This window comes from Pseudomonas sp. RW10S2 (assembly GCF_014268985.1).
Lineage (GTDB): Bacteria > Pseudomonadota > Gammaproteobacteria > Pseudomonadales > Pseudomonadaceae > Aquipseudomonas > Aquipseudomonas wayambapalatensis.
This window is the reverse complement of the sequence record NZ_JABWRO010000146.1, coordinates 1-12562: the sequence shown is the minus strand read 5'-3', so window position 1 is coordinate 12562 and position 12562 is coordinate 1. Positions and strand designations below refer to the sequence as shown.

The following is a 12562-nucleotide window of genomic DNA, read 5'->3' as shown; positions in this document are numbered from 1 at the left end:
TTTTTTTTTTTGGGCTATTGGAAGCCTCGATGGGCGAGGGGCCGCTAGGCGAACATCACGGCTACTGTTAATGCAGCTGGAATTGACAAGTCCAATCCGCCCGCTTTATCCCGCCGGCATCAACCACCATCATTGAGTCAACCGCTCCACTGCCGACCATCGACGCAAGCAACACTGCGAGGGCTCGAACATGACCAGCATTCCCCGCGACACCCCGTCATCCGTCCGCAATCTTCAGGCACGCCTGGAGCCGGTGTTCTACGCCCTGCTGCGCGCTGTACTGGGCATCGTCATGTTCACCCACGGGCTGCCCAAGCTGCTGGGTGACTCACATGGCTCGATGGCCGATCCGATGGCCAGTTCGACCCACCTCATCGGCAACGTGATGGGCCTGCCGTTCGCCGCCGAACTGGCGTTTCTGGTGATGCTGCTGGAAACCGTCGGCGCGCTGATGCTCGTCGTCGGCGTGCTGACCCGGCCCGTTGCCCTGGCCATGGCCGCGGAGATGGTCGGGATCAGCTACGCCCTCGGTCCGACCTGGCCGTGGGTGGACCGGGGCATCGAATATCCGGTGATCCTCGGCAGCCTGGCGTTGTACATGGCCATCCGGGGCGGCGGACGCTTTGCCTTGGATCACAGGTTGTGGCACGGGCGCTAAGTGCAACGCGACCCGTTCAGGCGACGCTCGATCAGCCGTTGCGGAACAGGAAGCTGTAGGCGTTGAGTGCCGGCACACCGCCCAGGTGCGCATACAGCACCCGCGAACCTTCGGGGAATTCGCCATCGCGCACCATGCCGATCATCCCCGCCATCGACTTGCCCTCGTACACGGGGTCGGTCAGCACCCCCTCCAGCCGGCCACACAGGCGGATCGCCTCCAGCGTGCCCTCGTTCGGCAGCCCATATTCGGGGTAGGCGTAGCGGGTATCGAGCACCACATCGTCCTCGGTGATCTCGCGCCCCAGGTCCACCAGCTCGGCGGTGTGACGTGCGATGCGCAGGATCTGCGCCTTGGTCTGCTCCGGCTTGGCTGAAGCGTCGATGCCGATCACCCGCTGCGAGCGCCCATCGGCGGCAAAACCGACCACCATGCCCGCCTGAGTGCTGCCGGTAACCGAACACACCACGATGTAGTCGAACTTGAAGCCCAGCTCCGCCTCCTGCTGGCGTACTTCCTCGGCAAAGCCGACAAAGCCCAGCCCGCCGTAGGGGTGCTCGGAGCACCCTGCCGGAATCGGGAACGGCTTGCCGCCCTTGGCGCGAACATCCGCCATCGCCTGCTCCCAGCTGGGGCGGATACCGATGTCGAAGCCCGCGCTGTCGAGCCGCACATCGGCCCCCATGATGCGTGACATCTCGATATTGCCGACACGGTCATACACAGCGTCGGAGTAGTTCACCCAGTTTTCCTGCACCAGCACGCACTTCATGCCCAGGTGCGCGGCCACTGCGGCGACCTGGCGCGTCTGGTTCGACTGGATGCCGCCGATCGACACCAAGGTGTCGCAGCCTTGTTGCAGCGCCTCGGGGATCAGGTATTCGAGCTTGCGTGTCTTGTTGCCACCAAAGGCCAGGCCGCTGTTGCAGTCCTCGCGTTTGGCATAGAGCTCGACCTTGCCCCCCAAGTGGGCACTCAAGCGCTTGAGCGGGGTGATCGGGGAGGGACCGAAGGTCAGCGGGTAACGCTCGTAGCGACTCAGGTTCATGGTTGTGCTCCCAGTTGCGAAACACGCGGATCGCGGGCTCCGATAGGGTCAATGCTAGGGAGGTTGGTGGAAAAACGGGTTGCAAGTTTTCCCTGAATTTCGAGCTATTGTTTTATTGATCGATCATTTCACTTCGCTTTGTTGTGAGGTTCAGGCATTGAAAGCAATAAATGAACGCGAGCGGAAAACCCCTCCCCTGTCCGGGCCGCCACAGCTCGACCGTATCGACCGCGCGATTCTGCGTGCCCTGCAGCAGGACGCCTCGATTGCCAACGTGGCCTTGGCCGACAAGGTCAAGCTCAGCGCCCCGGCCTGTCTGCGACGGGTCGAACGCTTGAAGCAGACGGGGTTGATCAAGGGCATCGTCGCCCTGCTCGACAGCGAGCGGCTGGATGCCGGGATGGTGGTGTTGATCGGCGTGGTACTGGACCGCTCCACCCCGGAGTCCTTCGCCGCATTCGAAGCGGCTGCGCAGAAGGTCTCCGGGTGCATGGAGTGCCATGTGGTGACGGGGGAGTTCGACTATTTCATGCTGCTGCGCACCCGCGACAGCCAGAGCTTCAACCGCCTGCATGCCGAGCAGTTGCTGTATCTGCCGGGGGTGCGGCAGATCCGTTCGTTCATGGGCCTGCGCCAGGTGCTTTCGACGACTCGGATTGTGTTGTAGAACAACACTTCACGCCACGATCTCAACACCCCCACGGCACCGGCGCCTCGGCCTCGATGCCATAGCGCACGATCGCCTCGGCACACCGCTGGCGCTCCAGCACGCCTTCATCGGCCAGGCTCGACAAGGCCGCCAGCACGATCTGCCGGCTGTCCACCTCGAAGAAGCCACGCAGCCGCTCGCGGCTGTCGCTGCGTCCGAAGCCATCGGTGCCCAAGGCAACGAAGCGATCCTGCACGTATGGCGCCACCAGGTGCGGCCAGGCGCAGACATAGTCGGTCGCGGCAATCACCGGCGCGCCCTTGGGCAGGCACTGCACCAGGTGACTGACCCGCGCCGACTCCTGCGGATGCAGCCGGTTCCAGCGTTCCACCTCCCGTGCCTCGCGCGCCAGCTCGCTGAAACTGGTGGCGCTGAACACTTCACTGGCCACGCCCCAGTCCTGCGCCAACACGCGTGCCGCCGCCTGCACTTCGCGCAGGATCGTACCTGAGCCCAGCAACCGCACCGTGCCACTCGCCCCTTCGGGCAGGTGTTGCTCCAGACGGTAGAGCCCCCGGATGATGTCATCCTCGACCTCTTCCGGCAGGCTGGGCTGTGGATAGTTTTCGTTCATCAGGGTGACGTAGTAGAACGCATCTTCCTGCGCTTCGAGCATGCACCGCATGCCGTGGTCGAGGATCACCGCGAACTCGCCGGCAAACGCCGGATCGTAAGCACGGCAGTTGGGCACCGTCGAGGCGATCAGCAGGCTGTGGCCGTCCTGGTGCTGCAGTCCTTCGCCGCCCAGGGTGGTACGCCCGGCAGTGGCGCCCAGCAGGAAACCACGGGCGCGCTGGTCGGCGGCGGCCCAGATCAGGTCGCCGATACGCTGGAAGCCGAACATCGAGTAGTAGATGTAGAACGGCAGCATCGGCAAGCCATGGGCCGAATAGCTGGTGGCCGCCGCCACCCAGGAGCTGATCGCCCCCGCCTCGCTGATGCCCTCTTCGAGGATCTGCCCGTCAAGCGCCTCGCGGTAGCAAAGGATCGAACCGATGTCTTCGGGCTCGTAGCGCTGGCCGACGCTGGAATAGATACCGATCTGCTTGAACAGGTTGGCCATGCCGAACGTGCGCGCCTCGTCGGCGACGATAGGCACCACTCGCGGCCCGAGCTGAGGATCCTTGAGCAACCCGCCGAGCATGCGCACGAAGGCCATGGTGGTGGACATTTCCTTGCCATCGGCCTGGGTGGCGAATGCCGCGTAGCTCGCCATCGCCGGCACCGGCAGCCCCTGGGCCTGGCGTGGCCGCGACGGCAGGTAACCGCCCAGTGCCTGGCGGCGTGCATGAAGGTAGCGCATCTCGTGACTGTCGTCGGCAGGCTTGTAGAAGGCCAGGGACTCGGTCTGCTCATCGCTCAATGGCAGGTTGAAGCGATCGCGGAAGGCCATGAGCGCCTCGCGGTCGAGCTTCTTCTGCTGGTGCGTGGTCATCTTGCCCTGCCCGGCCTCACCCATGCCGTAGCCTTTCTTGGTCTGCGCCAGTACCACGGTCGGGCGACCATCACCTTGCTGGGCGGCATGGTAGGCGGCATGGATCTTCACCATGTCGTGACCACCGCGCTTGAGCCGGTCGATCTGTTCGTCGCTCATGCCTTGGGCCATCTGTGCCAGCGCCTCGCTCTGGCCGAAGAAATGCTCGCGGTTGTAGCGCCCATCCTTGGCGGCGAACGTCTGGAACTGCCCATCGACGGTGGCCGACAGCGTGCGCTCCAACTCGCCGGAGGCATCGCGGGCGAACAGGCCATCCCAATCCGATCCCCAGACCAGCTTGATCACCCGCCAGCCCGCACCGCTGAACAGCGCCTCCAGTTCGTCGATGATGCGCCCGTTGCCGCGCACCGGGCCGTCCAGGCGCTGCAAGTTGCAGTTGACCACCCACACCAGGTTGTCCAAACGCTCGCGCGCGGCAAGGGTAAGCGCCGACATGCTTTCCGGTTCATCCATCTCGCCATCACCGAACACGCCCCACACCCGACGCCCGGCGCTCTGGCGCAGGCCTCGGTGCTCCAGGTAGCGCATGAAGCGCGCCTGGTAGATCGAGCTGATCGGCCCGATGCCCATGGAGCCGGTGGGGAACTGCCAGAAATCAGGCATCAGCCAGGGATGTGGATAACTCGACAGCCCCTGCACACCGCGGCGCCGCGCAGTGATTTCTTGTCGATAGTGCTCCAGTTGCTCAACCTGCAAGCGCCCTTCGAGGAAGGCCCGGGCATAGACACCCGGCGCCGAGTGCGGCTGGAAGAACACCAGGTCACCTGCCCCCGGTGCATCGCCGCCACGGAAGAAGTGGTTGAAGCCGACCTCGAACAAGTCGGCGGCACTGGCGTAGCTTGCAATATGACCGCCCAGCTCGCCGTAGGCCTGGTTGGCGCGCACCACCATGGCCAGCGCGTTCCAGCGCATGATCGAGGCCAGGCGTTCCTCGGTCGCCAGGTCGCCTGGGAAAACCGGCTGCTGCTCGACGCCGATGCTATTGATATAGGGCGTGCCATGCCCTGGCTGCCAGCCGACTGCGTGACGCCGCGCCAGCGCCGCAAGCCTGTCGAGCAGCACCCGCGTGCGCGGTGCGCCTTCGTGTTCGAGCAGCGACAGCAACGCGTCGCGCCACTCGTCCAGGCCCTGGGAGTCGATATCGTCCTCGGCGGACGGCTCGCGCAACGATCCTGCGGCTTGATGGATGCTCATGACAGCGCTTGCACCTCGGTGTGCTTGTTGGGTGGGGTTTCAGACCGCCAGGAAGCGTTCCTCGAGAATCCGCTTGACCAGCATCCGCGCCACGTCGACGACCTGCTCGACCTGTGTCACGGGCGAGCCCTGACGACTGATCGCGGGGTCGAGCTGCAGGCAGCGCAGCTCATGGCCACACACTGAGCCTAGCCATGCCAGGCGCACCTGCCCGTCGCTCTCGAGGTCTAGCAGGTAGCACCGCTTGGAGACCGCTCGCAGCAGCGCGCTGGCCTCGCACACCGACTCGGCGGCAAGCGTGCGCTGCCCCTCCCCGGCGGCCAGCCAGTTGGCCTGCAGGCCGTCCATGTCCTGCACGTGCAGATGGGCAACTTCGTTCCAGCCATCGAGCGCGGCGTGCAGCCCGCTGCCCAGGCTTTCGGGCAACGCTGCACTGGACACCACCACCACCGCCACGTCCTGCGATGGCGCCTTCACCCACCTTGCGAACCTGGAAATCGCCAGCATGACCTGCTCCCTCTCGTCGGGCCTGTGCGCATGAAACCTGCTCCAAAACGATACTCAGCGCAGGTTTGAATTTCATACCTATTCTCAAGCTTGATCGGGAACATCCTTCCCGTTTCCTAGCGCCCATTGAAGACCGTCCCGTGACTGCTTTGCAGAACAGACCATCATTCCGGCAACCGCCCAAGCCTGGCGGCAGCGGGCCCCACGCCAGACCGAGGAAGCGCGATGAAAGAACCCTCCAAGTCCATCGAGGTCAACGCCCACGAACGCAAGATCCTGCGTGCATTGCAAGCCAATGGCCGAATCAGCAACGCGGAACTGGCGAAGAAGGTCGGGCTGAGCACCACTGCGTGCTGGAACCACACCAAGCGGCTGTTCGATGCGGGCGTGATCAAAGGGGTGCATGCCCACGTCGATCCGAACGTGCTGCAGCAAGGCACCGTAGTACTCATCGGCGTGGTGCTGGATCGCTCCACCCCCGAGAGCTTCGCCGCGTTCGAAGCGGCCGCGCGCAACCTGCAGCAGGTGCTGGAATGCTGGCTGGTGGCGGGGGATGTGGACTACTTCCTGAAGATCCGCGTGCGTGACCTGCCGGCCTTCAACCAACTGCACAATACGCAGATCATCGCCCTTCCCGGAGTGCGGCAGGTGCGCACCTTCTTCGTGCTCAACGAGGTGAAGTCCGGGGGTTTCATCAATATCTGAGGCAATGCCACCTGCTTTGGTAAACCCTCCCTGAAAGGCATCCGTTCCTTCTTTTTCGAGCTGTGCCCCGACGCTCTAATGCCGACAGCGGTCCGTCGCAGACGCTCCGCTTCCCCCAGGAACGGAGCGTCCCATGCCACTTATCAACGCGTCCATGCAATTGCCAGGTCTGGCGGTGGCCTTGCTATACACAGGGCTCATCAGCGCACAGCCAGCCGATCCGCAGACCGAGACTCTGCAACTGGAACGCCGTGCCGCGCAGTGCGTGCCGCATCTGGAGAGTCTGGAGCGGCTGCTCATCGACAGCATCCATCGCCTGGAGCCCACCATGGGTGAAAGGCTGCGGCAGATTCCCGAAATCGAACGTCGTATAGCCCGCCTGCGCCAGCAGTTGGACCAGGAGCTCCAGGACTACGAAAAACTGCCGTGGCGACCAGAGCACCGCATACGTCTGCAAGCGCTTGAAAACGAAATCTGGACCAATCAGAGCGCCATCCGTTCGACCCAGTTCGACGAGCGCAACCTGACGGTGATGAAACCGGCACTCAGCAGCACACGCCTGCAACAGAGCGCCGTACTCCAGCAACTGGACGCATTCACCGCCGCACGCCATGACTGTGAATCCCCCCAGCACAGCCCTCAGTGCTACGCCGAGGAGGTCGTGCCTCTGCACCCTCTGCTGCAGTCGGCACTCGACGACACCCATGCGCTGCTCAAAACGCTCTGGTCACAGCTCAGCAACATTGCCTTCTATTCGATGACATGGATAGACGACTGCGCGGCGACAGCCCCCTCGGGATTCGGCCGACAGCCATCCCCCGATTTCCAAACCCCCGCTAGATAGTTCTCCCAATCCACAGAAGAGGTCCACCGTGTCTGAATCTACCCCATTCATCAGCCGCAGAGCCCTGATCGAGAAAAACATCCGTAAGGAACTGACAACTCATGGCGCATCCCAACCGTTGAGCCTGCCAACCGTCCACAGCCCGCTCGTGACTCACTACGTGAACAGGATCGAGGGCTCCTACGACTCGTCGCGCGCCAGGATCGATACGGACCACGCCATCGACCTGCTCTACATCGCCTACAACACCACGCCCCAACGCAACGGCGACATCCGCGTCAAGATCAGCAGCATCATGAACAGCCTGATCAAAGCGCAGCAGGAGAGTGAACGCCAGATCAAGGCCGCCAGCAATGCCGCCAGCCGTCTCACCCGAAGGCTCAACCGCGGCCTGACCGGCTGGACCGCCGCCCAGACAAGCGGCGACATCACGCAGATCAAGCGCTTCGTCGGCAAAGAACTGATGGAGATGGCCAACGAGATCAAAAAATCGGCCATGGAGGTCAACGCGAACCTGCAAACCATCGTCGACCGCTACGATTGCATCATCAATGACACCAACGAAGTGACCGCCAGCAGCGAAATGGCCTTGAGCTTGACACTTGAGGCCAACGAAAAAATTCGTCAGGAAATTCTTCAGCACAAGGCTCGCAGCAAGGCACTGGAATCGCTGGTAGCCGACATGCAACAACAGGTCCAGCGCTACGAGGCGCTTGCCCGCGACTATGCAGCCCAAGCCAAGTCTTCCGAGGAGCGCGCCTTCTGGTCAGGCATGCTGCGTGGTGCGGCGCAGGTGGTATCGGCCGCCATGCCACTGGTGGCCATGGCCGCCAGCGGCGGCGGCTCGTCGCTGATCGCCGCCGCCTCAGTCGCTACCAGCGTCGGTAAAGGCGCCAACAGCGACACCACTGGCGATCTCATTCGCCTGAAGAAAGAACGCTCCGAGCAGCGCGCGGAACTGGCCCTGATACAGGAGGATGTGGAGAAACTGCAGACGTCGATCTCCGGTTATCAGAAGCAGAAAGGCCAGGAGAGCGACACCGGCAAGCTCAAGGCGCTGGAGAACCGGATCACCGAAGCCCAAGAGCTTCTGGCCAAGGCCAAGGTCAAGTACAACCTGGCCAAGGAGCACCTTGGAACACTGGATTCCGCGCTCCAGACGCTGGCCTCGGCAGCCGGTGAGATCAGCGATGCCAGCCGGGAACAAGCCGACAACCTGCGCCAGATGCAGCTGCATATGCTCGATAATGCCGACAAGTACGAAACCGCCCGGCGCGAACAGGCAGCCGAACTGGCGGAAGTCTCTGTGCTGATGGCAGGCAAAGGCAGCGAGCAGGAGATCATCGAGCTTGCCATCAGGTCACTGAACCTGAGCGTTAGCGCCCTCAAGCGCACCCGCGAAATCGTCGTGGAAATTGCGTTCTTCTTCCGCTCGTTCTGCGACTTCATGGAGATCATTCGCCAGGATGCCCAAGAGCAGATCGAAGAGTTCGAAGATGCCGAAGACATCGACTCGAGCCGCGACTACCTCTTCTCGCAATTGTGTGAGTCCACCGACGCATTCTTCATCAGTCAGACCGGGCAGTGGATCGCCGTCGGCATTGTCTCCGATCATTTCGCCCTGACGTTCAAGGACGGCTGGAGCAAGCTCAACACGCTGTCCGGAAAGTACATCACCAACGACGAACTGCCGGCCTATCTTACCCAGGCGGCGGGCAAGCTGGACATGATCGCAGCCGACCGCAATGCCGCCAGCCACGAGCGTCAGGTGTACCTGGAAAACTACCGTAGCGAACTCAACGCCGGTTAATGGCCTCCCGCCAGGGGCAAATAATCAGTTCATGATTTTCTGAACTGATTATTTGCCCCTGCCGATTTTTCCCCCTGACACGCCTCTCCAGAATCGCCTCACCACAATCACAATAACCGTGAGGCCACTCCCGTGGACCAGACCCTCCAGGTACGGCAAGCTGCCGCCGACCTCGTCGACGCCTTTGCCAGTAACGATACCGCCCGCTATTTCGCCTGTTTCAGCGAAGACGCCACGTTCCTGTTCCATACGCTGCCCCAACCGCTTCTGTCTCGCCGCGCCTATGAAGATCTTTGGGCCCAGTGGAAAGCCGACGGCTTTGCCGTGCTCGGCTGCACCTCGAGCAATGCCCACGTGAGCCTGCAGGGCGATCTGGCGATCTTCATGCACGACGTGGCCACACGCATTCGCATTGCCGAGCAGGAACAAGCGCTGAACGAGCGCGAGACCATCGTGTTCCGCCTGCAAGGCGAGCGCTGGCTGGCGTGCCATGAACACTTGTCGGTCGCCTCCTGCGCCTGACCTTCGACAACGGCCTTGCCGCACTGCCATCGCACTCACAACAAAGCCTGCTACAGGCCAACAACACTCGCGCTGGAGCACCACCATGAGCCACTCGACCGGTATCGAGACCAATGGCGTCGAACAGATCCCCGACGATCAACGCGACGCCACTCCCCTTGACCTTTTCCGCCTGATCTTCGGCGGCGCCAACACTTTCGCCACCGCCGTGCTCGGCAGCTTCCCGGTACTGTTCGGGTTGTCCTTCCAGGCGGGGCTGTGGGCGATCCTGCTCGGGGTCGGGGTCGGTTCGCTGATCCTTGCCCCCATGGGGCTGTTCGGCGCACTCAACGGCACCAACAACGCCGTCTCGTCCGGTGCGCATTTTGGCGTACACGGACGGATCGTCGGCTCGTTCCTGTCGCTGCTGACCGCCGTGGCGTTCTTTTCGTTGTCGGTGTGGAGCTCGGGCGATGCCCTGATCGGCGGCGCCAAGCGCCTGGTCGGGCTGCCCGAAACCGACCTCACCCTGGGTCTGGCCTATGGCCTGTTCGCAGTGCTGGTGCTGGTGGTATGCATCTTTGGTTTCCGCTTCATGTTGTGGGTCAACAAGGTTGCGGTATGGGCTTCAAGCCTGCTGTTCCTGCTCGGCGTCGCCGCCTTCGCCGGACCGTTCGACGCAAGCTTCGCCGGCAGCGTCAACCTCGGCCAGCCGGGCTTCTGGGCCGCCTTCGTTGGCGCCGCGATCCTCGCCATGAGCAACCCGGTGTCCTTCGGCGCGTTCCTCGGTGACTGGTCACGCTACATCCCGCGCCAGACCCCGAAATCGCGCATCATGCTGGCGGTGATCCTGGCCCAGGCCGCGACCCTGATCCCGTTCCTGTTCGGTCTGTGCACCGCTACCCTGGTGGCCAGCCAGGCGCCGGACTATATCGCCGGCAACAACTATGTCGGCGGCCTGCTGGCGATTTCGCCGACCTGGTTCTTCCTGCCGGTATGCCTGATTGCCGTGATCGGCGGCATGTCCACCGGCACCACCGCGCTGTACGGCACCGGGCTGGACATGTCCAGCGTGTTCCCGCGCCTGCTCAGCCGCGCGGCGGCCACCCTGCTGATCGGTGTGCTGGCGATCGCCTTCATCTTCATCGGCCGCTTCGCTTTCAACCTGGTGCAGAGCGTATCGACCTTCGCCGTGCTGATCATCACCTGCACCAGCCCGTGGATGGTGATCATGATCCTCGGCCTGATCACCCGCCGTGGCTTCTACCACGCCGACGACCTGCAGGTGTTCACCCGCGGCCAGCGTGGCGGCCACTACTGGTTCCTGCACGGCTGGAACTGGCGCGGCATGGGTGCCTGGATCCCCAGCGCCGCCGTGGGCCTGTGCTTCGTAAACCTGCCGGGACAGTTCGTCGGCCCGTTCGGTGACCTGGCTGGCGGCATCGACCTGAGCCTGCCGGTCACCCTCGGCATCGCCGGCGTGCTGTACCTGATCCTGCTCAACCTGTTCCCCGAACCTGCCGGTGTCTACGGCCCGCGCGGCCCGCGCTGGGTACGCTGCAAAGACGCTCCCGTGCCCCCCGTGACCACTGCCGAAATGGCCTGACTGGAATCCGACCATGACCACCCCCCACTACATCGACGGCCGCTGGGTCGAAGGCCAAGGCAACGACAGCATCAGCGTCTGCGATCCCTCTCTGGGCATCCCGTTCGCCGAGCTGAAATCGGCCAGCAGCGCCCAGGTGGACGAGGCGGTGCAAGCCGCACGCCGTGCGCTGCCCACCTGGAAGAGCCGCCCCGCCGCCGAGCGCGCGGCCCTGTTGCGCGGATTTGCCGAACAGCTCGGTGCCCGCCGCGAGGAACTGATCGCGCTGCAGATGCGCAACAACGGCAAGCCACGGCACGAGGCCGAGATCGATCTGGACGACGCGGTGGCAACCTTCGCCTACTACGCCGAGCTCGCTGAACAACTGCCGCAGAAAAACTGCGACGTGCCCCTGGCCGCCCCAGGCTTTACCGCACGCACGCGCCTGGAAGCCGTCGGCGTGGTCGGCCTGATCGTGCCGTGGAACTTCCCGCTGGTGACCAGTGCCTGGAAGCTCGCCCCGGCCCTGGCCGCCGGCTGCACCGTGGTGCTCAAGCCCTCGGAGGTCACCCCGCTGATCGAACAGGCCTACGGCCAGATCGCCGAACAATTGGGGCTCCCTGCCGGGGTGCTGAACATCGTCAACGGCAAGGCCGAGACCGGCGCGGCGCTGAGCGGCCACAACGGTCTGGACAAGCTGTCGTTCACCGGCAGCAATGCCGTCGGCAGCCAGGTCATGCGCAGCGCCGCCACGCAGTGCCGCCCAGTGACATTGGAGTTGGGCGGCAAGTCGGCGATCGTGGTCTTCGACGACTGCGATCCGGACCAGGCGGTAGAGTGGATTGTCGCCGGCATTACCTGGAACGCCGGGCAGATGTGCTCGGCCACCTCACGCCTGCTGGTGCAGGACGGTATCGCCGACACGCTGCTGCCACGCCTGCAGGCGGCGCTGGAGAAATTGCGCGTGGGCAATCCACTGGTCGAAGACGTCGAGATGGGCCCGCTGACCAGCCAGGCGCAATGGCTCAAGGTTGCCAGCTATTTCGCCAGGGCGCGTGAAGAAGGGTTGAAGTGCCTGGCCGGTGGCAAGGCGCTGGATGCCGAAGGTTGGTTCGTCAGTCCGACACTGTACGTCGATGTGCCCGAGACCAGCCGCTTGTGGGTCGAAGAGATTTTCGGCCCGGTGCTGTGCGCACGCCGGTTCACCACGGAAGAGCAAGCAATTGCCCAGGCCAACGACAGCCGCTTCGGCCTGGTGGCCACGGTCTGCTCGGCGGACCTCGAACGCGCCGAGCGCGTGGCCGATGCGCTGGAGGTCGGGCATGTGTGGATCAACTCGGTGCAGGCGGTGTTCGTCGAAACCTCGTGGGGCGGCACAAAGGGCAGCGGCATCGGGCGCGAGCTTGGGCCTTGGGGGTTGTCGGGGTATCTGTCGGTGAAGCATGTGACGCGGTGCGTAGGCTGAGGTCTCGGTAATGCAGTTGGGGCTGCCTTGCAGCCCATCGC

Annotated in this window: 11 protein-coding genes; 8 read left to right on the top strand and 3 right to left on the bottom strand. The window is 63.6% G+C overall.

Annotation, left to right across the window (positions count from 1 at the left end; all coding sequences use genetic code 11):
- The first annotated feature begins 190 nt into the window (after positions 1-190).
- Entirely contained in the window at positions 191-658 is a 468-nt protein-coding gene (locus tag HU729_RS23025) for a DoxX family protein (protein WP_186711643.1), read from the top strand.
- A 31-nt stretch (positions 659-689) separates the two neighbouring features.
- On the opposite strand, the gene HU729_RS23020 is transcribed toward HU729_RS23025, so the two are convergent.
- Positions 690-1706, bottom strand: a complete 1017-nt coding sequence (locus HU729_RS23020) for a 1-aminocyclopropane-1-carboxylate deaminase (RefSeq protein WP_186711642.1) — start codon at positions 1704-1706, stop codon at positions 690-692.
- 157 nt (positions 1707-1863) lie between these two features.
- Here HU729_RS23020 and HU729_RS23015 point away from each other — a divergent pair, with 157 nt between their 5' ends.
- The gene (locus HU729_RS23015; protein ID WP_186711641.1) at positions 1864-2373 is read left to right on the top strand and encodes an AsnC family transcriptional regulator; all 510 of its coding nucleotides are present in this window, start codon (positions 1864-1866) and stop codon (positions 2371-2373) included.
- A gap of 22 nt (positions 2374-2395) precedes the next feature.
- On the opposite strand, the gene mdeB is transcribed toward HU729_RS23015, so the two are convergent.
- A complete protein-coding gene (gene mdeB / locus HU729_RS23010; RefSeq protein ID WP_186711640.1) occupies positions 2396-5104 on the bottom strand; it encodes an alpha-ketoglutarate dehydrogenase in 2709 nt (902 codons plus the stop codon).
- A gap of 39 nt (positions 5105-5143) precedes the next feature.
- The gene (locus HU729_RS23005; RefSeq protein WP_186711639.1) at positions 5144-5611 is read right to left on the bottom strand and encodes a transketolase; all 468 of its coding nucleotides are present in this window, start codon (positions 5609-5611) and stop codon (positions 5144-5146) included.
- A gap of 225 nt (positions 5612-5836) precedes the next feature.
- Between HU729_RS23005 and HU729_RS23000 the strand changes: the two genes are divergently transcribed.
- From HU729_RS23000 to HU729_RS22975, 6 genes are all read left to right on the top strand, one after another.
- The gene (locus HU729_RS23000; RefSeq protein WP_186711638.1) at positions 5837-6316 is read left to right on the top strand and encodes an Lrp/AsnC family transcriptional regulator; all 480 of its coding nucleotides are present in this window, start codon (positions 5837-5839) and stop codon (positions 6314-6316) included.
- A 133-nt stretch (positions 6317-6449) separates the two neighbouring features.
- Positions 6450-7160 (top strand): hypothetical protein, encoded by a 711-nt coding sequence (locus HU729_RS22995; protein ID WP_186711637.1) that lies wholly within the window; start codon positions 6450-6452, stop codon positions 7158-7160.
- Positions 7161-7320: 160 nt separating this feature from the next.
- Positions 7321-8970, top strand: a complete 1650-nt coding sequence (locus HU729_RS22990; RefSeq protein ID WP_186711636.1) for a tyrosyl-tRNA deacylase — start codon at positions 7321-7323, stop codon at positions 8968-8970.
- A 132-nt stretch (positions 8971-9102) separates the two neighbouring features.
- Complete coding sequence (locus HU729_RS22985) at positions 9103-9492, top strand: nuclear transport factor 2 family protein (protein ID WP_186711635.1); 390 nt, start codon at positions 9103-9105, stop codon at positions 9490-9492.
- 85 nt (positions 9493-9577) lie between these two features.
- Complete coding sequence (locus HU729_RS22980; RefSeq protein ID WP_186711634.1) at positions 9578-11077, top strand: cytosine permease; 1500 nt, start codon at positions 9578-9580, stop codon at positions 11075-11077.
- 13 nt (positions 11078-11090) lie between these two features.
- Complete coding sequence (locus HU729_RS22975) at positions 11091-12521, top strand: aldehyde dehydrogenase family protein (protein ID WP_186711633.1); 1431 nt, start codon at positions 11091-11093, stop codon at positions 12519-12521.
- Positions 12522-12562: the final 41 nt, after the last annotated feature.

Excerpts from the sequence above, each read along its gene's own strand:
- HU729_RS23025 (WP_186711643.1), top strand. The coding sequence starts at position 191 with ATGACCAGCATTCCCCGCGACACCCCGTCATCCGTCCGCAATCTTCAG.
- HU729_RS23020 (WP_186711642.1), bottom strand. The coding sequence starts at position 1,706 with ATGAACCTGAGTCGCTACGAGCGTTACCCGCTGACCTTCGGTCCCTCC.
- mdeB (WP_186711640.1), bottom strand. The coding sequence starts at position 5,104 with ATGAGCATCCATCAAGCCGCAGGATCGTTGCGCGAGCCGTCCGCCGAG.
- HU729_RS23005 (WP_186711639.1), bottom strand. The coding sequence starts at position 5,611 with ATGCTGGCGATTTCCAGGTTCGCAAGGTGGGTGAAGGCGCCATCGCAG.
- HU729_RS23000 (WP_186711638.1), top strand. The coding sequence starts at position 5,837 with ATGAAAGAACCCTCCAAGTCCATCGAGGTCAACGCCCACGAACGCAAG.
- HU729_RS22995 (WP_186711637.1), top strand. The coding sequence starts at position 6,450 with ATGCCACTTATCAACGCGTCCATGCAATTGCCAGGTCTGGCGGTGGCC.
- HU729_RS22980 (WP_186711634.1), top strand. The coding sequence starts at position 9,578 with ATGAGCCACTCGACCGGTATCGAGACCAATGGCGTCGAACAGATCCCC.
- HU729_RS22975 (WP_186711633.1), top strand. The coding sequence starts at position 11,091 with ATGACCACCCCCCACTACATCGACGGCCGCTGGGTCGAAGGCCAAGGC.